The following is a 25816-nucleotide window of genomic DNA, read 5'->3' on the forward strand; positions in this document are numbered from 1 at the left end:
AGAGAAACCTGCTTCGACCCATGCTCCCTCACGGTCTCGTAACCAAAGGGAACCACGGTCTGAAGCAGGTTGAATTTAGCTTACAAGGGGACCCGAAGCGAAGCGCAGGGCCCAGGTGGGGGCTAGACCTTTTGGGTACTTTTGGGGCAATGCCAAAAGTGCCTCGCGCGTAAGGCGCGAAACAAAAAAGCTCAGCGCACGCGGTAATGTAGAAAAGCAAAACCTCAAAGGCAAAAGCGCTGTGTTGGCTTTCGGCTCAATGGTGTTTCTTCTTTACCGCGTGCGCTAGGCGTTTTATTTCGCGCCTTACGCGCGACTAACTTTTGGCATTGCCCCAAAAGTCAGCAAAAGGTCTAGCCCCCGGCATACGGCCTTCCGCTGCGCTCCAGGTACCCTCGCTCCGGCACTGCTCCGGGGGCACGCCACGACGGGCCGTCCCTGGCCCATCGTGGCTCTCGCGGCGTCCCTGCCGCTCAACCCCCTGCGCAGCACCTCCACTCGGCCTCCTGAAGGGGCGAGGTAGATCAACAGCCAGATCAAGATCACAAGCAGATCACAAGCAGATCAAAAACCTCGCTGTTGCTGGGGCATCCGGCCTTACGTCAAAAAGTCCTGTAACCAAACCTGCACAATCACCGTAATGGCACTACGCTCAAACAGGGTGCCTGTTCTGGCACCTGCAGCAAACGCTCTATGTCGCAGCAAGCAAATGCAGCAAGCCTCAGGTGATGGGCCTTCGGGTCTGTCGCGACGTCAGTGCAGTCAGCTGGCAGCAGCAATGGGAAAGCGGTCAATCCATCCATCGCATGTGAGGGGGTCGCATCATGAGCACAGCAAGCCCAAACGACATCAGCAGTAATGTTCTGCGCCGGATGAAAGAGGGCGGCTTCGATTTCGCCCGTATCCACCCGATCGAGTTCTACGCCATTTTTCCCGATGAGGAGCGGGCCCGTGAGGTGGCGAAGAAATTCCGCAGTGAAGTATTGAATGCTCAGGTGAGCGTACGTGATGACGGCGCCTGGCACGTGTTGATCAGCAAGGTGATGTACGCCACCTACGACGGTATTGGTGCGTTCGAGCACGACCTGGAGTCCATGGTCGCCCCCTTGGGTGGCGTTCTCGACGGCTGGGGTGTTACGCAGGAACTCAAAGGGTTGCGGGTCTGACCCGGCGTAAAACTGGCGCCAAACCTCGGATGCGTCGGCTGGTCCTCAGGCTGGCCGGCGCTCTGTAGGGTTTTTCTGTAGAGCTGCCCCGACCTCGGCACGGCGTTTGCCTCAAGAGGTTGAAAAAAAGAGGCGGTTCAGTAATGAGCGATATTCTGATACTCACCCATGTCGACTATTGCCCGGCCGGCCATCTGGCCCGGGTGCTGGATGAGCGACAGCTGGATTTCACCGTCTTGCGTGTGGACCTTGGCGAACTCGACGGTTACGACCTCGACCGGCCCAAGGCCGTGGCGATCATGGGTGGGCCCATGAGCGTCAACGACCCCTTGCCCTGGATTGGGGCGGAGGTCGACGCCCTGCGGTATTTCATCGAGCGCGACATTCCCTTGCTCGGCCATTGCCTGGGCGGCCAGCTGTTGGCCAAGGCCTTGGGTGCAGCGGTGCACCGCATGCCGTACCGGGAAATCGGTTGGCAACCGCTGTGGCAGGCCAGCCAGGCCGAAGGCAACCCGTGGTTGGAACACCTGCCGGACGAATTCCCGATCTACCAATGGCACGGCGACACCTTCGATATTCCCCCCGGCGCGCAGCGTCTGCTGTCCAGCCCCTGGTGCCCGAACCAGGCGTTTGCCTGGGGCGACAAAGTGCTTGGTCTGCAAGGCCATCCGGAAATGACCGAAGAACTGGTGCGTTTGTGGCTGACCGACTGGGCGCACCTGCTGGACGAAACCCAGCCGAGCCAGCAGTCGATGCGCAAGATGCTGGATGAGTTGCCTGAAAAGGTGGCGGCGTTGAACCAGGTGGCGGAGGGGTTTTATCGGCGCTGGTTGGAACTCGCGGCCCTCTAACCAAAACACCGTCGCACTAAAACCCCGTCGTCCCAGCGCAGGCTGGGACCCAGAATTGGCCAGGTAACGGTGTTCGTCACAAGAGTCTGGGTCCCAGCCTTCGCTGGGATGACGGCGGCAGAGAACGAAAGGGTGGAACCACCGGCGGCACAGAACGAGAACCGTGGAGCGGCACAAAAAAACGACCGCCTTGTGAGCGGTCGGGAGCGGGTGGCCGTAAGGGGAGTCGGCCAAGGACAGGAGCAATATCGCAGGCCTTGTGGGCCGTGGGCTACAGCACTGGCGGGCAGCTTCAAGGAAGATGCCCGGCGGCGTGATGGGCGCAATTATCTGGGGCACAAGCATTTTGTTGAAATCAACCCTGACTATGCTGGTCATAGGGAAACAGGTTGCCTTGGCGTTTCGCTTGAGGCTCGGCCAGCAGTTGCCGCGCAACAGGGCGTGGCCGCGTACAGCGGCAGATGGAATGCGCGTTATTGGTGCGTAAGGCTTGTGTCTTATTTACAAGTAACTGATTTATAACGAATAAGACGGATGGCTCGGGCTTTGCAATGGCTATGCACGTCCGGGTGACAAGGAGTACGGCATGACCCGCACCTTTTATGACGAGATGTACCTGGCGAACGGCGAATGTCGTCCGCATTACCGAGAATTCGCCCGTTGGCTGGCGGATACCCCGGATGAGTTACTGGCCCAGCGCCGCCGCGAAGCCGACCTGTTGTTCCATCGGGCCGGTATCACCTTCACCCTGTACGGCGACGACCAGGGCACCGAGCGTCTTATTCCCTTCGATATCATCCCGCGCAGCATTCCGGCCAGTGAGTGGCGGATTGTCGAGCGTGGCTGCATCCAGCGGGTGCAGGCGTTGAACATGTTCCTCGCGGACCTCTATCACGACCAGCGCATCATCAAGGCGGGCATTATTCCGGCTGAGCAGGTGCTGGCCAACGAGGGCTACCAACTGGCGATGCAGGGCTTGAACTTGCACCGCGATCTGTATGCGCATATCTCCGGGGTCGACCTGGTGCGCGACGGTGACGGCAGTTACTACGTACTCGAAGACAACCTGCGTACGCCCAGCGGTGTGAGCTACATGCTCGAAGACCGCAAGATGATGATGCGTCTGTTCCCGGAGCTGTTCGCCGCGCAGCGCGTGTTGCCCATCGACCACTACCCGAGCCTGCTGCTCGACACTCTGAAAAGCTCCAGCCCGTTGGACAACCCGACGGTAGTGGTGCTGACGCCAGGGCGTTACAACAGCGCGTATTTCGAACACGCCTTCCTGGCGCGCGAGATGGGCGTGGAGTTGGTGGAGGGCGCCGACCTGTTCGTGCGTGACGACAAAGTCTTTATGCGCACCACCGCCGGGGCCAAACCGGTGGACGTGATCTACCGCCGCCTTGACGACGCTTTCCTCGATCCGCTGGCGTTCAACCCGGACTCCATGCTCGGCGTGCCGGGCCTGCTGTCGACCTACCGCAGCGGCAATGTGGTGCTGGCCAACGCGATCGGCACCGGCGTGGCGGATGACAAATCGATCTATCCCTATGTCGGCGAGATGATCCGCTTCTACCTCGACGAAGAACCGATTCTGAAAAACGTGCCGACCTTCCAGTGCCGCAAACCGGTGGAACTGCAGCACGTGCTGGCCAACCTCGAGCACCTGGTGGTCAAGGAAACCCAAGGCTCCGGCGGCTACGGCATGTTGGTGGGGCCAGCGGCGAGCAAGGCGGAAATCGAAACCTTCCGCGCCCGCCTGATTGCCCGTCCGGAAGCGTATATCGCGCAACCGACCCTGTGCCTGTCGACCTGCCCGACCTTCGTGGAAAACGGCATCGCCCCGCGCCATATCGATTTGCGCCCCTTCGTGCTCTCCGGCAAAGACACCCGAGTGGTTCCAGGCGGCTTGACCCGCGTGGCGTTGCGAGAGGGGTCGCTGGTGGTGAACTCGTCGCAAGGCGGTGGCACCAAAGACACCTGGGTGGTGGAGGACTAATTATGCTGAGCCGCACTGCCTCTGACCTGTACTGGATGTCCCGTTACCTGGAGCGCGCCGAGAACCTCGCGCGCATGCTGGAAGTGAGTTACTCGCTGTCGCTGATGCCCCAGGACGGGCGCGGCAATGGCCTGGAAGAGCTGGCGTTGCCGCTGTTGATCACCGGCACCCTGGACGAATACCTGGAGCGCCACGGCCCGCTGCATGCCGAGCGCATGCTGCACTTTTTTGCCCTGGATGCGGAAAACCCGGCGAGCATCTATTGCTGCCTGCAAGCGGCGCGCACCAACGCCCATGCCGTGCGAGGGCGGATCACCGCCGACATGTGGGAAAACATCAACGCCACCTGGCTGGAGATTCGCGGCATTGCCGAGCAGGGCCTGGGCCGCTACGGCATCAGTCGTTTCTGCGAGTGGGCCAAGGAGCGTAACCACCTGTTCCGCGGCGCCACCTTCGGCACCATCATGCGTGGCGACCCGTACCGCTTTATCCGCCTGGGCACCTTTATCGAACGTGCCGACAACACCCTGCGTCTGCTCGATGCCCGCTACGAAATGCTCGGCGAAGACATCGACGAAAATGATGGTCGCCCGGCGCGCAGTTACTACCAGTGGACCGCCTTGCTGCGGGCACTTTCGTCGTACGAGGCATTTGCCGAGATCTACCGTGGCTCGCCCAACACCCGCAAGGTGGCCGAGCTGTTGTTGCTGCGCGCTGAAGTGCCGCGTTCGCTGCGCTCGTGCATGGACGAACTGAACCTGATGCTCTCCAGCCTGCCGGGTGATAACGGTCGTCCGGCCCAGCGCCTGGCGGCAGAGCTGGAAGCGCGCCTGCGCTATACCAGCATTAATGAAGTACTCGATGAGGGCCTGCATGGCTGGCTCACCGATTTCATCCTGCTGGTGCGCCAGCTAGGCCAAGCCATTCAAACGTCTTACCTGGAGGTCGCATGAGACTCTCAATCAGCCATGACACCACCTATCACTACGAAGATCAGGTGCGTAACAGCATCCAGTACCTGCGCATGACCCCGCACGACAGTGAGCGTCAGCAGGTGATCAGCTGGGAACTCAACCTGCCGCGCCCGGTGCGCGCCCAGGTCGACCCCTACGGCAATATCCTCCATGTGCTGACGTTGGACGAACCGCACGAAAGCATCATTCTCGGTGCCCGTGGCCAGGTGGAAATCGACGAGCAACGCGAGTGCGAGCACGAAGACCAGTCGCCGCTGCCGTTCCTGCGTACCACCCGGTTGACCGAGGCCGACCAGGCGCTGCGTGATTTCGCCCAAAGCGAATGCGCCAGCCGCCGTGATCGCTCGTGCATGATCGATTTGATGAACCGCCTCAACGCCCATATTCGCTATCAAGCCGACGTCACCGACGTCAAGACCAGTGCTGCTGAAGCCTTCGCCAGTGGCAAGGGTGTGTGCCAGGACCAGACGCACGCCTTTATCGCCTGTGCGCGCAGCCTCGGTGTGCCGGCGCGTTATGTGTCGGGCTACCTGTACACCGACAGCAGCGATCACCTGGCCAGTCACGCCTGGGCCGAAGCCTGGCTGGACGGCGCCTGGTACAGCTTTGACGTGACCAACTGCCTGACCCGTGCCGAGCGCCATTTGAAGCTGGCGGTCGGTCTGGACTACCTGGACGCCTGCCCGGTCCGTGGTATGCGCCGTGGCGGTGGGGTAGAGCAGATGCACGCGCATGTGGAAGTGTCGCCCACCCGTGTTCAGGTGCAACAACAGTAAAACCAAACCGTGACTAGTATGGTCAACACCCTAGCGCCCGAACCGGCTTGAACTGGTTCGGGCGTCTTCGTCTTTATGGATCGGATGCCAACATGACCTATTGCGTAGCACTGAACCTGGCCGAGGGCCTGGTGTTTGTCTCCGACTCGCGCACCAACGCCGGGGTCGACCATATCGCCACTTTTCGCAAACTCCACGTATTCGCCGTGCCGGGGGAGCGCCTGATTGTGCTGCAAACCGCTGGCAACCTGGCGACCTCTCAGGCGGTGATCAACCTGCTGCGCACGCGTTTGAGCCATGACGGCGTGCACCTCAACAACGTGGTCAATCTGTACAACGCGACCACCCTGGTGGGCGACACCATGCGTGAGGTGATGGCCCGCGATACCAACTCGCCGATGGCCGCCGGGGTGGACTTGAGTTGTTCGTTTCTGGTCGGCGGGCAGATCGCCGGGCAGGAGCCGGAGCTGTACAACATCTACCCGCTGGGCAACTTCATTGCGGCCACGGATGACACGCCGTATTTCCAGATTGGCGAGAGTAAATACGGCAAGCCGATTCTTGATCGGGCGCTGAATTACCACACTGATCTGGACAAGGCGTTGCGCTGTGCGCTGGTGTCGTTTGATTCGACCATTCGCAGTAATTTGTCGGTGGGGTTTCCGTTGGATGTGGTGGTGTACAAGGCCAACAGTTTGCAAGTGCCGGCGGGGTTTCGGGTGTTGGAGAACGACCCGTATTTTATGGGCGTGCGGGAGCAGTGGTCGGTGGGCTTGAGTCAGTTGCTGGATGAGTTGCCGCCGTTGCCGCCGGAGTATTCGGCGTAGGGCGGATATCTGCGCTATAGGGAGCAGGCGGCGTTCTTCATAACCGCGTGCGCTGGGCGTTTTGTTTCGCGCCTTACGCGCGAGTCACTTTGCCAGTCGCCGCAAAGTAACCAAAGGGCTTGCCCCAACCTCGGCCCTTCGCTGCGCTACGGGTCCCCTCGACTCCATCATTGCTCCGGGGGCCGGCACAACGGGCCATCCTTGGCCCGATGCGCCTTTCGCGGCTCCTGCCGCTCAACCCCCTGCTCAATGACTCCGCTCGGCCTTCGCCCAAGGGGCGGGTAGATCAACAGCCGGATCAAGATCACGAGCCAGACCGAGATCAAAAACTCGAGGCTGAAGCCTCTCCTGCAGGGGAATGAGGTTGGTTGTGGGAGGGGCTTTAGCCGCGATGCTTTTGATCGTGAGTCTCGGCAATTTGCCAGCCGCCACCTAACGCTTTGTATAAAGCGATTGCTGCCTGCATACGCGCCAGCCTTAGCTGCACACCACTCTCTTGTGCCTGGTACAGCACCCGTTGGGTTTCCAACACGCTGAGTAGGGTTTCGGCGCCGGATTGGTAGCGGTTCTGGGCGAGGTCGAAGGCGCGTTGGGCGTGGTGGCGTTCTTGTTCTTGCCAGTGGCGTTGCTGGTCGACGCCGGCGATGGCGGTCAGCGCCTTCTCCACGTCGGCGAAGCCGGCGTCGATGGCGCTGCGGTAGTTGTACAGCAGTTCGTTCTGGCGCGCCTGGCTGAGGTCGCGGCCGGCGGCCAGTTTGCCGGCGTTGAAGATCGGCGCGCTGAGGCCGGCGGCCAGGGTGTAGAAGGGGTTTTGCACCAGGTCGTGGAATTTGTCGGCGCCGGTGCCGAAGGTGGCGGTGAGGGTCAGGCTCGGCAGCATGGCGGCGCGGGCCACTGTCACGTCGGCAGCGGCAGCGGACAGGCGGGCTTCGGCGCTGGCGATATCGGGGCGGCGGCTGAGCAGGTCGCTGGGAACGCCAGCGTGGATCGCCGGCCACTGCAGTTGATTGAAGCGTTCATCCGTCAGCGCCAACTGCTGCACCGGGCGACCGAGCAGCAGCGCCAGGGCGATGCGCGCTTCCATGGCCTGTTGGCGTAGCAGCGGCAGTTGGCGTTGCTGGATAGCCACCAGGCTGCGTTGTTGCGCAAGCTCCAGCTGAGTAGCGGCACCAGCCTGGTAGCGTTGCTCGACCAGGTTGAGCACCTGCTGCGCATTGGCCAGGTTCTGTTCGGCGATCTGCAGTTGTTCGGCCAGGGCCAGGCTGTTCAGGTAGCTGCTGGCGACGCTGCTGAGCAGGGTCAGGCGCACGGTGGCCAGGTCGTATTCGCTGGCTTGCTGGGCCAGCAAGGCACTGTCTCGCGCTGCCGCGCGGCCGCCCCAGAAGTCCAGTTCGTAACTGGCGCTGAGGGTGCCGGTGTACGAATCCACACTGCGGTCGTAGCTGTCGCTGTCCAATTGGCTGTAGCCGTCACCCCGCAACAAACGTTCGCGCCCGGCTTCGAAGCCGCCTTTGAGTTCCGGCCACAGCGGCGCGCCGGCAATCACGCTGCTGGCGCGTGCCTGGTGGACTCGTGCTTTGGCGGCGGCCAGGTCATGGCTGTCGCGTTCGGCGCTGGCGATCAACTCGTCCAGTTGCGGGCTGCCGAACTGCCTCCACCAGTCGCTGTGCACGGCGGCGCCGTTCTCGGCAGTGGGCGCTTGCCATTGTGCCGGGGGCGCAGGCGTAGCGGTTTCCAAGGGCGGAGTGGTGCAAGCGCTGAGCAGCAGGCACAAGGGCACGAGTCGTTTCATGGGCTGGTCAACGCAGTCACGGGGTCGAGTTGAGCGGCTTTGCGCGCGGGCATAAAGCCGAATACCACCCCGGTGATCAGGGCACAGAAAAACGCGCCGGCCATGGCCGTCAGGGAAAACACCACCGCGATCTGGCTCAGCTGCAGCAGACCACCGATCAGCAATGCCAGGCCGATGCCGGCAATGCCGCCGACCACCGAGAGCAGCACCGCTTCGGTGAGGAACTGGCGCAGGATGTCGTGCTGACGGGCGCCGGTAGCCATGCGAATGCCGATCTCGCGGGTGCGTTCGCGCACGGTCATCAGCATGATGTTCATCACCCCGATGCCGCCCACCAGCAGCGAGATGGCGGCGATGGCGCCGAGCATCAGCGACAGGCTGTTCTGCGTGTGCGCTTCGGCCTGGATCATGGCGGCGTTGTTGGTCAGCTGAAAATCGCGCACGCCACGGTGCAGGCGCAGCATCAGCCGGTCGATGGCTTGCTCGGTCTCGTGCACGCGCTTGGCGTCGGCGGCGGCGAGCACCACGAACTCCGGATTGTGTTTGCCGAACAGGCGAATGCTGGCGGTGGAGTAGGGCACCACGATCTGCTTGTCGCTGTCGTCATCGCCGGAACTGGCGCCTTTGGCGCTGAGCACGCCGATCACTTGGAACGGCACGTTCTGAATCAGGATGTAGCGGCCGATCGGGTTGGCGATGCCGGCGAACAGCGCGTCGCGCACTTTCTGGCCGATCACGGCGACCGTGGCCGCGCGGTCTTCGTCGGCCTGGCTGAAGAAACTGCCTTGCGCCACCGGCCAGTTGAGGATGGTTGGGAAGGCCACGCCGTTGCCGCGGGTGTAGGCGTAGAAGTCGATGTTGCCGTAGCGCACCACCGTGTCGCCGCCGTTCACCGGCATGATCTGCTGCACCTGCGGCAGGGTGCCGACGGCGGCGAGGTCGTCGAGGCTGACCACGCCTTCCGGCGCACGCGGCACCGGGGCAATGCCGGAGAGGTAAATGATGTTCGAACCGAAGGCGCCCATTTGCGCCATCACCTGGCGTTTGCTGCCCTCGCCAACGGCCAGCATCACCACCACCGAGGCCACGCCAATGATGATGCCAAGCAGGGTCAGGGCGGTGCGAAAGCGGTTCACCCACATCACCCGCCAGGCCGCTTTGAGGGCATCCACGAGTTCCCCGGCCCAGGACGCCGTGCTGGTTTGCGGCTGACACAATCGCTGCTGCAACTGCGCCACCTGCTGCTGCCCTTGGGCATGGCTGAGTGGCGGATGGGACGTGGCGCTGTCGCTGATCACCAGGCCATCGCGCACTTCGATAATGCGCCGGGCGCGGGCGGCGACGTCGCGGTCGTGGGTGATCAGCACCACGGCGTGGCCCTGGTCGGCCAGCTCATCGAGCAAGGCCATGACCTGCGCGCCGCTGTGGGTGTCGAGCGCGCCCGTGGGTTCGTCGGCGAGGATGATATGGCCGCCATTCATCAACGCGCGGGCAATCGATACCCGCTGCTGCTGGCCGCCGGATAGTTGATGCGGGCGGTTGCCGCGCCGGCTGCCCAGGCCCAGACGTTCCAGCAACGCCGCGGCGCGCGCCTGCCGTTGGCTGTGGCTGAGGCCGGCGTAGATGGCCGGCATCTCGACGTTTTCCTGGGCGCTGGCGGAGGGAATCAAGTGGTAACCCTGGAACACAAAACCGAAGGCTTCGCGGCGTAGCCAGGCCAGCTCATCGGCCTGCATTTGGGCGACGTCGACACCGCTGAATTGGTAGCTGCCTGAGCTGGGGCGGTCGAGGCAGCCGATGATGTTCATCAGCGTCGATTTGCCCGAGCCCGAAGCGCCGACGATGGCGACAAATTCACCGGGGTAAATCTGCAGCGACACCCCACGCAGCACCTCGACCACCGGCGCGCCGTTGCCGCCGTATTGCTTGCGCACATCGTTGAGGGCAATCAGGGCGGTGGCGGGGTTGGCGTCCAATGCCTGGGCAGTCATTCAGCCGCTCCGCCAGGTGGGCCGATCAGCAGGCGTTCGCCTTCGTCGAGGCCGGCCAGCACCTCGACGAACATGCGATCACGCAGGCCGGTGCGCACGTCGCGGCTTTCGATCTGGCCGTTTTTGCCCAGCACCAGGGCCTTGTAGGTGTCCGGCGTGGCGGTGGCATCCTGCAGGGCGGCGAGGGGGATGGTCAGCACGTCGTCGGCCTTGCCGGCGACGAAAAATACCTGGGCGGTCATCTCCGCCATCAGCGCGCCGTCCCGGTTGTCGACATCCAGCAGCACGGTGTACAGCACCACGCGCCCGCCGCCCTGGGCATTGGGGCTGCCGCCGCCCTGGTTGGCTTGGTCCAGCGGGGTTGGCGGCAGCGGCAACACCTGGCGCACGCTGCCGTTCCAGCGTCGGCCATCGCCGCTCAAGGTGGTGAACCAGGCGTGCATGCCGGGTTTGATCCGGCTGATATCGGCCTCGGACACCTGCGCCCACACGGTCATCGGCGACAGCTTGGCGATGCGCATGATCAGTGGGGTTTGCTGTTGGGCATTAAGGGTCTGGCCGACGCGGGCATCAACCGCGACCACGGTGCCAGCCATAGGCGCATAAATTCGCGTGTAACCGAGCTCGGCTTCGTCGCTGCGCAAGCTGGCTTCGGCCTGGCGGATGCGGGCCTGGAACATGGCGATGCGTGCGTGGCTGGCGCGCACCTGGGCGGTGGCGACTTGTACGTCTTCGGTGCGGGTGGCGCCGCCCTGGGCCAGTTGCTGCTGCCGCGCCAACTGCTGTTTGGCCAGCTCGTTCTGTGCCCGTTGCTCGTCCAGTTCGGCTTTCAGTTGGTCGATGGAATATCGGCTGGCATCCACCTTGGCTTGCTGGGTGGAAGGGTCTATTTCCACCAGCAACTGGCCTTCTTCGACCTGCTCACCAGGCTCGGCATGCAGCTTGATGATCTGCCCGGAAGCCTGCGCGCCGACGTCGACATAACGCCGCGGCTGCAAGGTGCCGAGGGCGCTGACGCTGCTTTCGATAGTGCCGCGCACCACCTGCACGGTCGCCAGTTCATCACTGCGAAACGGCAGCGCCTGCCAGGTGGCAACGGCCACCAACGGTGTCAGGCAGAGCAGGGTGAGGAGAATACGGCGGGGGGTGATCAGGGCACTCATTGGCAGGCTCGTCAGGGTCTGCCAGATAAACGAAGGTGCGCTTAAGAAATTTAGGCGTTACAGGCGGGCGTTGCGGTTGCGGATCAGGGTGGTGCCGTCGCTTTGCGGCTCGAGCTTGATCGGCAGCACTTTGGGCAGCGCCTTGACCAGGCTGGCGATGTCGCGGGTGCTGTAGATGCCACCGATGCGGATGTCGGCGGTGCTCTGGTCGGCGAGCAGCAGCGGCTCGTCGAGGTAGCGGTTGAGCATCGGCACCGCTTCGCCGAGGGTGATGTTGTTGAGGATCAGCTTGCCGTCGCGCCAGGCCAGGGCGGTTTGCGTGTCCACCGAAACCACCTTGGGTTTGAGATCGCCGGACTTGAAGCTGGCCTGCATGTTGGGTGTCAGGGTGCTGTCGTTACCCTGGCGCTCGCTCTGCACCCGCACCGAGCCTTCGGTGACGGTGACCACCACGCTGTCCTGGTATTTCCACACGTTGAAGCGCGTGCCGGTGACGGTGATCGAACCTTCGCCAGCGCTGACCACGAAGGGGTGGGCACTGTCGTGGGTGACGTGGAAATACGCTTCGCCGGTGTTCAGGCTGACGTGGCGTTGGTCGCGAAAGTTGCTGAAGCTGATGTCACTGTTGCTGTTGAGCTCGACTTCGCTGCCATCGCCAAGGGTGATGCGGCTGATGTTTTGCTCGGTCTCGTAATGTTCGTACGAATTCGGTAGCCAGCCCATCATCCAGCCGCCGTAGGCCGCCAGTGGCAGGGCTACCACCGCCAGGGCGATGGCCCGGGCCTGCGGCCGCCAGCCACGCCGACGCGGGCGCACGGGGAGGGTGGGAACTGGCAGGGCCTGGCGCAACGCCGGGCGCTGTGAGGGGGAAGGTTGGCTGGCAGGCAACTGCTCGCTCAGGTCCCAGATTTCCAGCATGGCTTCGTATTCGATGGCGTGGCTGGGGTGTTCCTCAAGCCACAGCTGGAACTGTGCGCGCTCTTCATCCGTGCAATCTGTGGCATGCAAACGCATGCACCAGTGTGCGGCGACTTCGACCAGAGGGTCGTCGTTGGCGGGAGAAGGGGCGTTATTCATCAGGGAATACCGGTTACCTGGTACTGAAGCGGCGAGGTGACATGCTGGCAGGTGAGAATAAATCTTGATGAGAATTATTATAAAATGAATAATTCCATACTGCCAGTATGACGGTCAGGGTGCTCAACCTTATCGCAATGTTCGCCGTCACGTCTGTGGCCGGGGGTTGTTTTGGAGATTTACTATCGGGAGCTGGTGCGCTTTTTGAGCGCCAAGCTGGGGGACCGACACGCCGCGGCGGACGTCGCCCATGACGCTTATTTGCGCGTGATGGAGCGATCCAGTCAAGCGCAGATCGAGTCGCCCCGGGCCTTTCTCTACCGAACGGCGCTCAACCTGGTGATCGACGAGCACCGCCGCAACGCCTTGCGGCGCACCGAAACCCTGGATGTGCTGGATCAGGAAGAACAGTTTTTCTGCCCCTCGCCACACCGCTCGCTGGCCCAGGATCAACGCCTGCAATTACTCCAGCGTGCCCTCGATGAATTGCCCGCGCTGTGCCGCGACGCCTTTTTGCTGCGCAAGCTCGAAGGCCTCAGTCATGACGAAATCGCCCAGCGCCTGGATATCTCCCAGAGCCTGGTGGAAAAGCACATCGTCAATGCCATGAAGCACTGCCGCGTGCGGATGCGCGAGTGGGATGCCGAATAAGCCGCGCTCAGCGTTTTCAGGTCCAGCCTTTCGCGGCTAAAGCCGCTCCTACAGTCCCCACCTAAATTTCATTTCCCCGTCCTCGTCCTTACACCACAGGCGACTTTCGCAGCCGCCACCCGATACTCCTGCCACCCTCGCGCGTGGCTTCTCCAGAGGACGCTGGACATGACCCCATCTGTAGCACCTGCCGCCATTCACGACCTGATCGGCATCGGTTTCGGCCCCTCCAACCTGGCTCTGGCCATTGCCCTGCGTGAACGCGCGCAGCAGCAAGGCGCGCTGGACGTGCTGTTTCTCGACAAACAGGCCGACTACCGCTGGCACGGCAACACCCTGGTGACCCAGAGCGAGCTGCAGATTTCCTTTCTCAAGGACCTGGTGACCCTGCGCAACCCGAGCAGCCCGTACTCGTTCGTGAACTACCTGCACGCCCACGACCGCCTGGTGGACTTCATCAACCTCGGCACCTTTTACCCGTGCCGCATGGAGTACAACGACTACCTGCGCTGGGTCGCCGCGCAGTTCAGCGAGCAGAGCCGTTATGGCGAAGAGGTGCTGGCCATCGAGCCGCTGCTGCATAACCAGAAGGTCGAATCATTGCGGGTGATTTCCCGCGACAGCCACGGCGAAACCTTTGTGCGCCAGACCCGCGCGGTGGTGGTCAGCGCCGGCGGCACGCCACGAATTCCGGAAGCATTCCGCAGCCTGAAGGGCGATGCCCGGGTGTTCCACCACGCGCATTACCTGGAGCGCATGGCGCAGCAGCCGTGTGTCAGCGGCAAGCCGATGCGGGTGGCGATCATCGGCGGCGGGCAGAGTGCGGCGGAGGCGTTTATCGACCTCAATGACAGCTTCCCCTCGGTACAGGTCGACATGATTCTGCGCGGCTCGGCACTCAAGCCGGCTGACGACAGCCCCTTCGTCAACGAGGTGTTTTCCCCCGAGTTCACCGACCTGGTGTTCAGCCAGACCGGTGCCGAGCGCGAGCGCTTTATCCGCGAATACCACAACACCAATTACTCGGTGGTGGACATCGATCTGATCGAACGCATTTACGGGATTTTCTACCGGCAGAAAGTCTCCGGCGTTCAGCGCCACGCCTTCCACCACCTGCGCACTGTCGAGCGCGCAACCGCCCATGGCGATGGCATCGAATTGGCCCTGCGCCACAGCGCCAGTGGTGAGCTTGATGTGCACCGCTACGACGCCGTGGTGTTGGCCACCGGTTACGAGCGGCAGATGCACCGCCACCTGCTGGAGCCGTTGAGCCAGTACCTGGGCGACTTCGACGTGGACCGCGACTACCGGGTGATCACCGACGCGCGTTGCCAGGCGGCGGTGTATATGCAGGGCTTCTGCCAGGCCAGCCATGGCCTTAGCGACACCCTGTTGTCGGTGCTGCCGATTCGCGCGAACGACATCGCCAGCTCGCTGTACGACTACCTCGGCCACCAAAGCCTGAGCAGCGCACCCCGTGCGCCGCTGTTGGCCACCGCCAGCTGAGGCTACCTCACGAAGCGCGCGCCAGCTCTCGGCGGCGCGCTTCTTCACGCACTGCGGGAATGATCCAGCGGCCGTAGTCGACGGTGTCGTACAGCGGGTCATAACCCCGGTTCAAGAACGTGGTAACGCCCAGGTCGACATAATCCAGCAAGGCTTCTGCCACCGTTTCCGGCGTGCCCACCAGCGCTGTGGTGTCGCCATAGGCACCCACCGCCGAAGCGGTCGGCATCCACAATGCGCGATCGTGGCGATCGCCTGCCGCCGCTGCCGCCAATAGGCGTTCGGAGCCAGTGCCCTTGAGCCGTTTGGACCAGGCGCTGCCTTCGGCAAACTGCGGGTTCTGCTTGATCTGCGCAAGGATCTGGTAAGCCCGTTCCCAGGCCAGCTCCTCAGTAGCGCCGAGAATCAGGCGCACCGACAGACTCACCCGTGGCGCTGCCACGCCGGCCTGTTGCGCGGCGGCGCGCAGCTTGGCGATCTGCTCGGCAACCCCACTCAACGGCTCGCCCCACAACGCATATAAATCGGCATGTTTGACCGCGATCTGGTAGGCGATGTCGGAGGAGCCGCCAAACGAAATCGGGATCGCCCCGGCCGGTTTTACCGGCGAAAACGCGCCCTTGAGCTGGAAAAATTTACCGTCGAAATCGAAGGGTTCGTCGCTGGCCCAGGTGCGCCGAACGATCTCCAGGTATTCATCCGTGCGTTGGTAACGCGCGGTTTTATCCAGGAGGAAATCCCCTTCGCCCGGCTCAGCAGTGATGCCGGTAATGGCGTGCAGGCGAATGCGCCCGCCGCCGGTGGTGTGGTCGAGGGTGGCGAAAGAACGGGCTGCCACGGTGGGCGAGGTGAGCGCCGGGCGGTGGGCCACCATAAAGCCCAGGCGCTCGGTTTGCGCGGCGGCAAACGCGGCGATCTGCAAGCTGTCGGCGCCCCCCGGGCCGCTGGCAATCAGCACCCGGTCGAAGCCGGCGTTTTCATGGGCGCGGGCGTGGTGGCGCAGGTAGTCGAGGTCAAAGCCTGCAGCGCGCGGGCCTTTGCTCTCGGACCATTGGCTGGGAAACACCATGCCGACAAATTCAATGGACATGCTCAGTTCCTCAGGCGCCGTTGACCGCGTGCAGGCCGACCGGGGCATCACTGCCACGGCTCAGCGCGGCGCGTTCGCTGCGAAAGTGCGGGAGGATGTGCTCGCCCAGGCGGTAGGTTTCTTCCAGGTGCGGGTAGCCTGCGAGGAAGAACAAGTCGATGCCCACCGCGTTGTACTCGCGGATGCGCGCCACCACGTTGTCGTAGCTGCCGACCAGTGCCACACCCGGAGGCAAACCGATGTAGCCGAAGCCGGACCAGACGTTGGGGTAGATGAAAAAGTCGTCATAGGCCTGGGTTTCGCCTTTCTCGGCGTACTCGTGTTCGAAGCTCAGCTTGCGTGCCGAACGCAGCCCCGAGTGGGCAGCCAGGGCCTTGACCACGCCTTTGGCCAGGCCTTCGTCGAAGAAGCGTTTGGCCTCGGCGCGGGCTTCTTCCTCGGTGGGGCGGGTGATCACGTCAATAGACAAGCCGAAGCGAATGCTGTGGTTGCCGTACTTCTGCGCACGGGCTCGCACGTCGTCGATCAAGGCGCGGATATCTTCCGGGCGCTCGGCGCGCATCAGGTAGTAATCGGCGTGCTTGGCGGCCAGTTCGCGGGCAGCGTCCGAGGAGCCTGCGGTGCAGATCAGTGGCAACTCGGCTTTTTTCTGTGGGCCTCGCAGGCCACCGCCTTCGGCTTTGTAGTACTTGCCGGCGTAGTGGAAGTTTTCGTTGTGCCAGTAACCCTTCACCACGTCGAGGAATTCGCTGGCACGCAGGTAGCGGTCGTCGTGCTCGGTGAAGTCGCCGACCTGACGCTGGATCACTTCCGAACCGCCGTTGATGATGTTCCACACCAGGCGATTGCGCGAGGCGCGCTGGTAGGTCGCGGCCATTTGTGCAGCGGCGAAAGGCGAGAAGTGGAAGGGTTGGAACGCGGTGACGAATTTCAGCTTGCGGGTTTCGCGGACCAGTAGCGAGCACACCGTCCACGGCTCTTCGCCGCCCGGCGCGTTGACCATCAACACCCCGCCAAAGCGGTTGATCTCGGCGGCTCGGGCGATCTGTGCCAGGTAGTCGATATAGGTGAAGTCGTCTTCCGCGTCGAAGGTCGACACGGCGCCGGTGCTATTGGGGTTGTTCGACCAGTCACCGCGGTTGCGCGGGTCGCCAGGGAGGAACTGGGTTTCGCCATGCAGGGGCAGGCGGGTGAAAAATTCGATGCTCATGGGCAGGTCTCGGAAAAATGGAAGAGGGGACGCAGCGACCGTCAGGGGTTGCTGCTGACTTGGCCTTTAAGGCTCGGCCAGTAGTCTTCCAAGTGCAGGTTGATCAGCGCCTGGTTGGTAAAACGGGTGTCGAAGGACTGGCTGAGGTCCACTTCGTCGCGGATCAGCTTGTTCTCGAACGCGTAGTGGGACAGCGCCTGGTAGTGGGCTTTGAGCTGCGCGTTGCTCTTCGGCGCCCAGCGATCTTTCCAGGCCACCGGGTCGCCCTGGTCATCACGGCGCAACACGCTTTCGGCGGTACCGGCTTTGGACGACAGCAGGTAATAGGCGTCGCGGTTCTGCTCCTGGGAAATCCACCAGGCCGCTTTGATCCAGGCGGTGGCAAGAAGTTGGGTGACTTCGGGGTACTGCTGGATAAAGGTGTCGGTACCCCACAGGTCCGAGACCAGGCGCCAGGAGTTGTCGCCCTGTTTGGTCGACCAGATGATCTTGCCGACGCCTTTGTCTTCCAGCGCGTAGGCCTCGCTGAGCAGCACCGCGGCATCCACTTTGCCGGCAGACACCGCCGCCGCACCCACTTGTGGATTGAGGTTGGCGATTTTGAAATCGGCCAGGCTCAGCTGTTTGCTAGCGAGGAAGTTAGTGAAGGCGAATTCCCATGGGCGCCCACGGTGCAGGGCGACGCGCTTGCCTTTGAGGTCTTCGATGCTGGTGGCCGTGGAACCGGCTGGCACCACCAGGTACACGTTGTTGCCGCTGCCGCCAGGCACGATCAGTTTGCCCGGCACACCGCCAGCGCCACCGATGACCGAAGGTAGGTCGCCACGCACGGCGAAGTCGATGCTGTTGTTGGTGAAGCCTTCATTGATCTGCGGCCCGGCGCCGGCGTGGGGCAGGGCGATCCAGTGGAGCTTGATGCCTTGTTTGGCCAGCTCCTGTTCCAGCCAGCCTTCCTCGATCACACGGCCGGGAATGCCACCAAAGGTCGGTTTGCCGCCCTGGGTGTAGGCCACGATGGCGATCTTCACCGAGCTCGGTTGTTCTGCTGCCAGCACACTCAGGCTGACGGCCAGGGTGGCCAACGCCGTCAGGCTGCTACGCCAAAGTCTGTTCATGTCGCTCTCCTTTCGGCGGAACATCCGCGCTTTACAGGCAGACAGCAGAATGCATGCCAGGCGCTGCAGGCCTTGTATTAGCTGGGTTTGGCGGGTTTTTAAGCTATTGCCGATGGGGCTCTTGCTGTTGCCTGGGCAGCCGCTGCTGGCCGATTGCTGCTCCAGCAGCAGCGTTTAACCAATAGATGCAAATCGAATATATAAAGATTAATTAATAATTTTTGGATCTATGTTGCCTTCGTGCATGATTGCCGCCAGCGCCCTTTGCCCGCAGGTATGCACTATGTCGTTGCTCACTCATCCCAACGCCCGCGAACTGACCAAGTCGGTACGCGCCACCGTGCTGGTTTTCAAGGACCCCCGTTCGCAGGAGTTGCTCAGCCGCATCGAACGCCTGGCGCCGAGCGAGGCCAATGCGTTGATTATCGGCGAGACCGGTACCGGTAAAGAGCTGGTGGCGCGGCATATCCATAACCTCAGCAATCGCAGCAAAGAACCCTTTGTTGCGGTGAACTGCGGCGCCTTTGCTGAAACCCTGGTGGAGAGCGAGCTGTTCGGCCATGAGAAAGGCGCCTTCACCGGCGCCACCAGCAGCAAGGCCGGCTGGTTCGAAGCGGCCAAGGGCGGCACGCTGTTTCTCGATGAAATCGGCGACCTGCCGCTGAACATGCAGGTGAAGTTGTTGCGCGTGCTGCAGGAACGCGAAGTAGTGCGCCTGGGCTCACGCACGCCCATCCCGATCAATGTGCGCCTGGTGGCTGCCACCAACGTCAACCTCGCCGACGCGGTGGTGGCCGGGCATTTCCGCGAAGACCTGTTCTACCGTCTGCATGTGGCCACCATCCGCCTGCCGCCACTGCGCGAACGCCCGGGCGACATCATGCCGCTGGCCGAGTTTTTCATGGAAGAACACTGCCAGCGCTTGGGTTATAAACGCGCCAGCCTGAGCGTCGAGGCCGAACACAAACTGCTGAACCATAGTTGGCCAGGCAACATCCGCGAGCTGGAAAACGCCATTCACCACGCCTTGCTGGTGTGCCGTAACGAGCGGGTGCAGCCCAATGACTTACACCTGGTCGACATGCGCACCGCTGGCATACGCCACGACGCACCGCCGTCTCAAGCGATCAGCCACAGCCCGGCCGTGGCGGCAGCGGCGCCGGTAGACCTGGAGACGGCGCTGACCGCGCTGTTCGAGCAGAACCTGCCGGACCTGTATGAGCACATTGAAGAGACGGTGTTTCGCACCGCCTACCGCTTCTGCCACGGCAACCAGTTGCAGACCGGCCGCCTGCTGAATATCAGCCGCAACATCGTCCGTGCGCGGCTGGAAAAGATCGGCGAAATCGCCCCGTCGGCACCGCGGGTCGGCAGTCTGGGGTAGGGCGCTTAAAGCGCTGGCAAGTCGAAGAACGCGCGGGCACACGCGGTGGTATGGGCGGCCAAGTGTTCGGGCGTTTCTTCGCGATGCCGAGCCACTTCATTGAGCACTTCCAGCAGATACGCCGGTTCGTTGCGACCATTCTTCGGCTTCGGTCGCAAGGTGCGCGGCAGCAGGTAGGGCGCATCGCTTTCCAGCATCAGACGGCCCACTGGAATTTCCTTCACCAGCGGATGCAGGTGGGTGCCGCGGCGCTCATCGCAAATCCAGCCGGTGATGCCGATGTGCAGGTCCTGATCGAGGTAGCTGAACAGCGCACGTTTCTCCCCGGTGAAGCAATGCACTACGGCGGCCGGCAAGCGGTCGCGGTAGTCACGGAGGATTTCCAGCAGGCGCTGGTTGGCGTCGCGCTCATGCAGAAACACCGGCATCTGCAATTCCACCGCCAGCGCCAGCTGTTCTTCCAGGGCTTTTTCTTGCTGTGGACGTGGCGAGAAATCACGGTTGAAATCCAGCCCACATTCGCCCACCGCGCGCACCGAGCTCTCTTTTAATAGCGCCCGCAATTGCGTGGCGCTGCTGCTGGTCCAACTGCTGGCGTCGTGGGGGTGAACCCCGGCGGTGCTGAACAAGCGGGTGCCATGCTCATCGGTTTGCCGGCACAGGTTCAGGGCTTTTTCGCTGCCCTCCAGGCTGGTGCCGGTCAGCAGCAGTTGGCAGACACCGGCCTCGTAAGCCCGGGCGAGCACTGCTTCATAGTTCTGGGCAAAGCTGTCGTGGGTCAGATTGACGCCAATGTCGATGAGTTGCATGGTGCTACCTCACTGCGAAGCGGTGCAGCTTAGCATCTCCGTGGTCGTATCTATAAAGCTATAAAATACAATCAGTTATGGCGTGTTGTTAAAGCGGTTACAGACTTTGGCTGGCATCCCGCTGCCAGCTGTGCGACCCTCCGCGCCCTTTTTGCCAGGGAACTAGCCACTCTTCACTGGGGAACTAGTCCTTGGACCCGCCACTCTGAGGCGATCGGAATTTTACGGTGACCGCTGCCAGCCCCTCTGGCCCGGCACCTGGAGATTGAATGACGCGTGTCTTGCTGCTCCTACTCAGCCTGCTGTTGCTGCCCTTGCCGGCGGCTGCACGCCTGGCCGGGCCTCAGGAAGGCTGGCAGCACCCGAGCGAGGTCCGTGACCTGAGCAAAATCCGCAGCAGCGGGGTCTTGCGGGTACTGGTCAACCAGAGTCGCAACAGCTCCGGTGAAGTCAAAGGCCAGGCCATCGGCCTGGAATACCACCGCCTGAAAGCCTTCGAGCAATACCTCAATCGCAATGCCCATGATGGTCGCCCGCTGACCCTCAAGATCATCCCCAAAGCCAAAGACCAACTGCTCAGCGCCCTGCAGCGCGGCGAGGGCGACTTGGTGGTGCCCGGCGAGCTGCTCAACGCCCGCAGCGGCCAGGACGTGAGTCCGAGCATGGCGATTCGCGCCCACGTGCCGTTGGTATTGGTCGGCCGCCAGGGCAACAAGCGTTATCAGCGTATCGAGCAACTGGCCGGTCGCAGCCTGGCCTTGCCGGCAGGCAGTGCGGCGGCCGAGGCGCTGGAAGAGATCAACCAGCACCTGGCGCTGCGCAAGCTGCCGCCGATCAGCATCGAATGGGTCGACCCGAGCCTGGCCGTGGAAGACGTGCTGGAAATGGTCGAAGCCGGCATCTTTCCCTATACCGCCGTGGAACTGCCGATTGCCGAGCGCTGGAGCAAGGTCATGCCCAAGCTGCGGATCGAACGGCAACTGGTGCTTACCGAGCAGGGCGACATCAATTGGTTCGTGCGCCCGGACGCGCCGATGCTGCGCGCCGCCATCGACCGTTTTCTCAGCGGTTACAGCAGCCCCACCGACCAGGATGTAGCGTTTCAGCGCATCTACCGGCGCCTGTACAAGGTGCATTACCCGCTGGACCGCGGTGATCGCCAGCGCCTGGAAAAAGTCCGCCCGGTGCTGCAACGCTATGGCGACGAGCAAGACATCGACTGGCTGGCCCTGGCCGCGCTGGCTTTTAAAGAGTCCACCCTCAACCCGGCCGCGCGGGGCAGCGGCGGCGCCACCGGCCTGATGCAGATCACCCCGGCCGCCGCCCGCAGCGTTGGTATCAGCGACGTGAAGGGCCTGGAGGGCAACGTACAGGCCAGCGCCAAGTACCTCGCGCGCATCCGCCGCAACTTCTTCAACAGCGCGCAGATCAACGAGCGCGAGCGCATGGCCTTCGTCCTGGCCGCCTACAACCTCGGCCCGCAACGGGTACAAGGCTTCCGCGCAGAAGCCCGGCGGCGTGGCCTGAATGCCAACCAGTGGTTCTTTCAGGTCGAACGAATTGCCATGGAGCAGGTAGGAATGGGCGTAGTCAGCTACGTTAATGCGGTGAACAAGTACTACCTGGCCTATGACCGAGAGCGCGAGCAGTTGGTGCCTAAGGGCAAAGTGGCAAGTTCCAAGAAGTGACGCAGACCGTGTGAATACTACTGCGCGCGGTTTAGCGGCGTTAAACACAGGCGAAAAATGCTCATTGACTACGTGTCAACTGCGCTTTTTCGCCTGTGTTTGCCTTGCTAAACCTTCGCTCGCTACGTTTTCACACGGTCTGGAGAGAGGTTTTGTTATCTAATTTATCGATAAGTATTAACCGAAAATGCCGCTAGTCGTATCGATATTATTATTTAAACTACGCCCACCAACACCTACTAAGCCTCCCATTAAGGAATGCACCATGAACAAACTGATCAACACCGTACTGGCTACCCGCGCTGGCTTCGGCATCACCATCCTGCGCGTGATCACCGGTCTGACCTTCGCCTCCCACGGCTCGCAAAAGCTCTTCGGTCTGTTCGGCGGCTACGGCCTGGAAGGCACTGGTCAGTGGATGGCGAGCATCGGCATCACCCCGGGTTACCTGATGGCCCTGCTGGCCGGTAGCGCTGAATTCTTTGGCGGTCTGGCCCTGGTAATCGGCCTGCTGGTTCGCCCGGCTGCTGCCTCGCTGATCGTCGCCATGCTGGTGGCAATTTTCGCGGTGCACATCGGCAATGGCTTCTTCATGGCCACCAACGGCTTTGAATACGCCCTGATCCTGGCCACCATCAGCGCTGCGCTGCTGGTAGAAGGCGCCGGCAAGTTCTCCCTGGATCGCAAAATCGCTGGTTGATCAGCTGCCATAAAAAAGCCCCGCCTGGTGCGGGGCTTTTTTGTGCGTGGTAACTCGGAAGGTGTAGAAGCGGCACCAACCCTAATTACTCGCCGACAACTCCACCGCTGCGTCTAGCCGCAGCCGTTCGTTTTCGTTGAATTGCTCGTTTGCCAATTGCTGGATGGCGGCTTGTTTGTCGCCGTCGCTCAGGCCTTTCTGGTTTTCGATCTGTGCTTTGGCGGCGGCGAAGGTGGTGACGCGCTGTTTCCAGCCAGCGCGTTGCTGGTCGAGGGTTTCCAGGCGGCTAGTGGCTTCGGCGCCAACCAGTTGCTGGCGCAAGGCCCGTACTTGTTCGGCACTGGCACCCTCGGCGCGCAGTTGCTCGGTTTGTGTGTGCAGTTCGTTTTGCAATTGCGGCAGTACGCTTTCCTGCAACTCTTCCGGCAGGCTGGCGCGCAGTTGGTCCATGGCCACGCCTTTGGCGGTAGCGTCGAGTTTGTCGTCGTGCTGGATGGCCAGGCGCTGCAGGGTGAATTGGTTGTAGGCCTCTTCGCCGGCGAAGAAGGCTTGGTGCGCTTCAGCGCTGAACAGTCGCGCGCGCAGGGCTTGCACGGCGCTTTCGCGTTGGCGCAGGGCGTCGAGGTTGGCCATTTGCGGCAGGTCACGCTCCAACTGCACCAGGTCGCGCTTGTAGTCGAGGTACTGGGTCAGCAGGGTTTGCGCCTGCTCTTGCGCGGGTTGCGGCAGTTGGCTGGCGATGTACGCACGCAGGCGTTTGACGCTGTCTTTCAGCGACTCCTCACCGTAGGAGCTGAGGAAGTAATCGAAGATGTGGCGGATGTCGGCAGTAATCAGCAGGTTGCCGGCGCCGTCGACCTGAAAGCTGCCGTCCACTTGCGTGCCTTTGAACGACGAAGGCAGGGGCGCGAGGGTGGCGGGCAGGGCGGCGATCTGTGGGGCGACCAAATCGGCAGCAGGCTTGGAAGCAGCCGCTGGCAGTGGTTTTTTCACGGCGCTGGTCACAGCAGGTTCTGCGGCGTTTTCCAGGGGTTGCAGGTAGAGCATCACCGCCACGCAGACGGCAAAGGAAACGGGCAGCAACAGCAGCAGTTTTTTCATCGGTGTTCGCTCCAGCCGGTGGACCTGATGGCTGAGCCCATTGCGGGCTCAGCCATTGTCAAAGGCCTTACAGGCCGACGTTTTTCAAGCGGTTGGCTTGCTGGCGGTACACGGTGACCGGGTCGGTCTCGAACAGGCTAGTGAGGCCGAAGGTCTGGTTGACCTCGTCGAGGTGGTTCATTCGGTAGTCATCGCGAATAACCTGACCCAGGTGCGAGCTGCATTTACCCACCAGGCCGTCATTGGCGGTGCTGCCGAACGTCAGCGACGAGGCGCCGAGCAACAGGTCGCTCGGGTCCAGGGCGTTGGTCAGCGGACTGGTGCCACCCCAGGAGTAGTAACGCACGCCGTTCACGCTGTAGGCACCTTCGCCGCACGCGCTGGTGGGAATGCCTTGCGGGTACTTGGCGTTGAACACTGTCGCGCCCGCCGTGTTCAGCGACTGCAGTGCGCCCAGGGCGTTTTGCGGGGTGGTGCTGGAGCTGGCAGAAAGGAAGTTGATCAGCGCGCCGAGGCCGTTGACGATGCCGGCGACGACGGTTTCCCCGGCTGAGCCCGGAGGAATCTGACGCAGGAAGTCGGCGGTGGCCGAGCCTTTGTGCGGAGCGCCGACGCTGGTCGCCGACGCCACCAGGTCCGGGCGCACAGCAGCCACGTAGCGGATGGTCGGGCCGCCATGGCTGTGGCCAATCAGGTTGACCTTGGGTTTGCCGCTGATGGCGACGATTTCTTCCACTTGTGCCAGCAGTTGCTCGCCGCGTTTTTCCGAGGTGTCGAGCTGGCTGACTTCAGTGATGTACACCTTGGCGCCGTCGCTGCGCAGGGCCGAGGGAATGCCGTACCAGTAATCCACGCCAAGAATGCTGTCGAAGCCGAGCATGCCGTGGGCCAGAACCACCGGGTATTTGGTCTGGGTATAGCCGGTGGAGCCGAACAATCCTGCATCGGCCTGGTTCGACAGCAGCAAACCAGAGGCAAGGCAGAGGGCGAGCAGAGTTTTATTGTTGTTCATATGCGCTCTCGCAAGGGGATGAATAAGGCAGTTGTCGCCATCCAGGGCAAGCCCCCACGCCCCTCCAGGGCGCGTACATCAGCGCAAGCGGTAGTACAGGATTCATGCCACTACAAGCGCAGCGCCTGGGGTGGCTCTAGTTCGGTGTTTTCCTGCTTGTTCGTGCGTTTTGTCCGACAATTTCAGCTGTTTCCCCTGTTACTGGCTGAAACGTTAAACGCGGTGTTTGGCCACTTTCGCCTGGCGCGGCGAGGGCCCGGTTGGCCGGCCAGGAGGGCGGAAAATTGCCGCTAACGTAGCGGACCTAACCTAAGGATGGGTTGGCAGCCGGCACGCCGCAGGGTTGACAGCGCGGCGCCTGCTTCCCTAGGATTGCCGCCAGCGCCGATTTAAACAGCTACTTGCGGGGCGCTCAGCGAAGTCAGATGTACCTGAACAAGGGACCTGCTTCGAAATACCGCTAAAGCGCTGGTTCGGTGTTGCCTCTCACCGCTTCCTGCGAAGCTTTTGAGGCGAGAGACCCGTACATGAATGCCCCCACTGCGTTGAACACCCCCGTTACCCTGGCCCTTGCGCCGACTCCTGTTGCTGCCTCGCTGAATCTCCGCCCCTTGCTGCGTCTGGCCCCGATCACCAGTGGCCTGGCTTTGCGCAACCCGAAAATCCTCCTCGGCGGCCATCACCAGCCGACCCTGCTGCGCTACCTCGAAGGCTGGCCGAAGCGCTGGGGCGGGCCGCGTACCTTCCAGATCCAGTTCGTCGGTGACGACGAGTCGCTGCAGCGCTTTGCCCGCGACAGCTTTGACCTCGCCGTGGTGCAGGCGCCGAGTGCGGCCAATCTGGAAAGCTGCGTGCGCGATCTGGTGCGCGTGGCGCGGCAGGGCCTGATCACTCGCCGCTAGAATGCATCGAGCGCTGTGGCCGAATGGGTCAACCC

The 25816-nt window shown here is 62.4% G+C and carries 22 protein-coding genes; 12 read left to right on the top strand and 10 right to left on the bottom strand.

Going from position 1 to position 25816, the window contains the following annotated elements:
- The first annotated feature begins 824 nt into the window (after positions 1-824).
- The 6 genes from C8K61_RS17525 (at position 825) to C8K61_RS17555 (ending at position 6590) form a co-directional block, all read left to right on the top strand.
- Positions 825-1166: a ribonuclease E inhibitor RraB gene (locus tag C8K61_RS17525; RefSeq protein WP_108097568.1), complete on the top strand. Its 342-nt coding sequence runs from the start codon at positions 825-827 to the stop codon at positions 1164-1166.
- Between the two features lie 143 nt (positions 1167-1309).
- On the top strand, positions 1310-2017 hold the full coding sequence (locus C8K61_RS17530) for a type 1 glutamine amidotransferase (RefSeq protein ID WP_108097569.1): 708 nt from the start codon (positions 1310-1312) through the stop codon (positions 2015-2017).
- 586 nt (positions 2018-2603) lie between these two features.
- Positions 2604-4013, top strand: a complete 1410-nt coding sequence (locus C8K61_RS17540; protein WP_108097571.1) for a circularly permuted type 2 ATP-grasp protein — start codon at positions 2604-2606, stop codon at positions 4011-4013.
- A gap of 2 nt (positions 4014-4015) precedes the next feature.
- Positions 4016-4966, top strand: a complete 951-nt coding sequence (locus C8K61_RS17545) for an alpha-E domain-containing protein (RefSeq protein WP_108097572.1) — start codon at positions 4016-4018, stop codon at positions 4964-4966.
- On the top strand, positions 4963-5763 hold the full coding sequence (locus C8K61_RS17550; RefSeq protein WP_108097573.1) for a transglutaminase family protein: 801 nt from the start codon (positions 4963-4965) through the stop codon (positions 5761-5763). Before C8K61_RS17545 ends, C8K61_RS17550 begins: the two co-directional genes overlap by 4 nt.
- Before the next feature lie 92 nt (positions 5764-5855).
- Entirely contained in the window at positions 5856-6590 is a 735-nt protein-coding gene (locus C8K61_RS17555; protein WP_108097574.1) for a proteasome-type protease, read from the top strand.
- Between the two features lie 382 nt (positions 6591-6972).
- Here the strand turns inward: C8K61_RS17555 and C8K61_RS17560 are convergent, their stop codons facing one another.
- Genes C8K61_RS17560 through C8K61_RS17575 form a run of 4 tightly spaced genes read right to left on the bottom strand, consistent with a single transcriptional unit; the run spans position 6973 to position 12613 of the window.
- Positions 6973-8382, bottom strand: coding sequence for an efflux transporter outer membrane subunit (locus C8K61_RS17560; RefSeq protein ID WP_108097575.1), 1410 nt, complete (start codon positions 8380-8382; stop codon positions 6973-6975).
- Positions 8379-10373: a MacB family efflux pump subunit gene (locus tag C8K61_RS17565; protein WP_108097576.1), complete on the bottom strand. Its 1995-nt coding sequence runs from the start codon at positions 10371-10373 to the stop codon at positions 8379-8381. The genes C8K61_RS17560 and C8K61_RS17565 overlap by 4 nt, the downstream gene beginning before the upstream one ends.
- Entirely contained in the window at positions 10370-11536 is a 1167-nt protein-coding gene (locus tag C8K61_RS17570; RefSeq protein ID WP_108097577.1) for an efflux RND transporter periplasmic adaptor subunit, read from the bottom strand. Before C8K61_RS17570 ends, C8K61_RS17565 begins: the two co-directional genes overlap by 4 nt.
- Positions 11537-11593: 57 nt before the next feature.
- On the bottom strand, positions 11594-12613 hold the full coding sequence (locus C8K61_RS17575; protein ID WP_256589477.1) for a FecR family protein: 1020 nt from the start codon (positions 12611-12613) through the stop codon (positions 11594-11596).
- A gap of 171 nt (positions 12614-12784) precedes the next feature.
- Between C8K61_RS17575 and C8K61_RS17580 the strand changes: the two genes are divergently transcribed.
- A complete protein-coding gene (locus C8K61_RS17580) occupies positions 12785-13264 on the top strand; it encodes a sigma-70 family RNA polymerase sigma factor (RefSeq protein ID WP_108097578.1) in 480 nt (159 codons plus the stop codon).
- 168 nt (positions 13265-13432) lie between these two features.
- Positions 13433-14770 carry a lysine N(6)-hydroxylase/L-ornithine N(5)-oxygenase family protein gene (locus C8K61_RS17585; RefSeq protein WP_108097579.1) on the top strand — a complete coding sequence of 446 codons (1338 nt, stop codon included), beginning with the start codon at positions 13433-13435 and terminating at the stop codon, positions 14768-14770.
- A 7-nt stretch (positions 14771-14777) separates the two neighbouring features.
- On the opposite strand, the gene C8K61_RS17590 is transcribed toward C8K61_RS17585, so the two are convergent.
- From C8K61_RS17590 to C8K61_RS17600, 3 genes are read right to left on the bottom strand one after another with little or no spacing between them, the layout of a single operon-like run.
- Positions 14778-15860: an LLM class flavin-dependent oxidoreductase gene (locus C8K61_RS17590; RefSeq protein WP_108097580.1), complete on the bottom strand. Its 1083-nt coding sequence runs from the start codon at positions 15858-15860 to the stop codon at positions 14778-14780.
- Positions 15861-15870: 10 nt separating this feature from the next.
- The gene (locus C8K61_RS17595) at positions 15871-17070 is read right to left on the bottom strand and encodes an LLM class flavin-dependent oxidoreductase (protein ID WP_108097581.1); all 1200 of its coding nucleotides are present in this window, start codon (positions 17068-17070) and stop codon (positions 15871-15873) included.
- 41 nt (positions 17071-17111) lie between these two features.
- Complete coding sequence (locus C8K61_RS17600) at positions 17112-18185, bottom strand: ABC transporter substrate-binding protein (protein ID WP_108097582.1); 1074 nt, start codon at positions 18183-18185, stop codon at positions 17112-17114.
- Between the two features lie 283 nt (positions 18186-18468).
- On the opposite strand from C8K61_RS17600, the gene C8K61_RS17605 reads away from it, so the two are divergent.
- Positions 18469-19569, top strand: a complete 1101-nt coding sequence (locus C8K61_RS17605; RefSeq protein ID WP_108097583.1) for a sigma-54-dependent Fis family transcriptional regulator — start codon at positions 18469-18471, stop codon at positions 19567-19569.
- A 5-nt stretch (positions 19570-19574) separates the two neighbouring features.
- Here C8K61_RS17605 and C8K61_RS17610 read toward each other — a convergent pair whose 3' ends face one another.
- The gene (locus C8K61_RS17610) at positions 19575-20378 is read right to left on the bottom strand and encodes a TatD family hydrolase (protein ID WP_108097584.1); all 804 of its coding nucleotides are present in this window, start codon (positions 20376-20378) and stop codon (positions 19575-19577) included.
- Between the two features lie 269 nt (positions 20379-20647).
- Between C8K61_RS17610 and C8K61_RS17615 the strand changes: the two genes are divergently transcribed.
- Together C8K61_RS17615 and C8K61_RS17620 are read left to right on the top strand one after the other, a co-directional pair.
- On the top strand, positions 20648-22066 hold the full coding sequence (locus C8K61_RS17615) for a transglycosylase SLT domain-containing protein (protein WP_108097585.1): 1419 nt from the start codon (positions 20648-20650) through the stop codon (positions 22064-22066).
- Positions 22067-22331: 265 nt separating this feature from the next.
- Positions 22332-22766, top strand: coding sequence for a DoxX family protein (locus tag C8K61_RS17620; RefSeq protein WP_108097586.1), 435 nt, complete (start codon positions 22332-22334; stop codon positions 22764-22766).
- Between the two features lie 81 nt (positions 22767-22847).
- Here the strand turns inward: C8K61_RS17620 and C8K61_RS17625 are convergent, their stop codons facing one another.
- Both C8K61_RS17625 and C8K61_RS17630 read right to left on the bottom strand, forming a co-directional pair.
- Positions 22848-23867 carry a lipase secretion chaperone gene (locus C8K61_RS17625; protein ID WP_108097587.1) on the bottom strand — a complete coding sequence of 340 codons (1020 nt, stop codon included), beginning with the start codon at positions 23865-23867 and terminating at the stop codon, positions 22848-22850.
- Between the two features lie 67 nt (positions 23868-23934).
- On the bottom strand, positions 23935-24879 hold the full coding sequence (locus C8K61_RS17630; RefSeq protein ID WP_108097588.1) for a triacylglycerol lipase: 945 nt from the start codon (positions 24877-24879) through the stop codon (positions 23935-23937).
- Between the two features lie 527 nt (positions 24880-25406).
- Here C8K61_RS17630 and C8K61_RS17635 point away from each other — a divergent pair.
- A complete protein-coding gene (locus C8K61_RS17635; protein WP_371920004.1) occupies positions 25407-25781 on the top strand; it encodes a class I SAM-dependent methyltransferase in 375 nt (124 codons plus the stop codon).
- Positions 25782-25816: the final 35 nt, after the last annotated feature.

Origin of the sequence: Pseudomonas sp. GV071 (genome assembly GCF_003050835.1) — a bacterium.
Taxonomy (GTDB): domain Bacteria; phylum Pseudomonadota; class Gammaproteobacteria; order Pseudomonadales; family Pseudomonadaceae; genus Aquipseudomonas.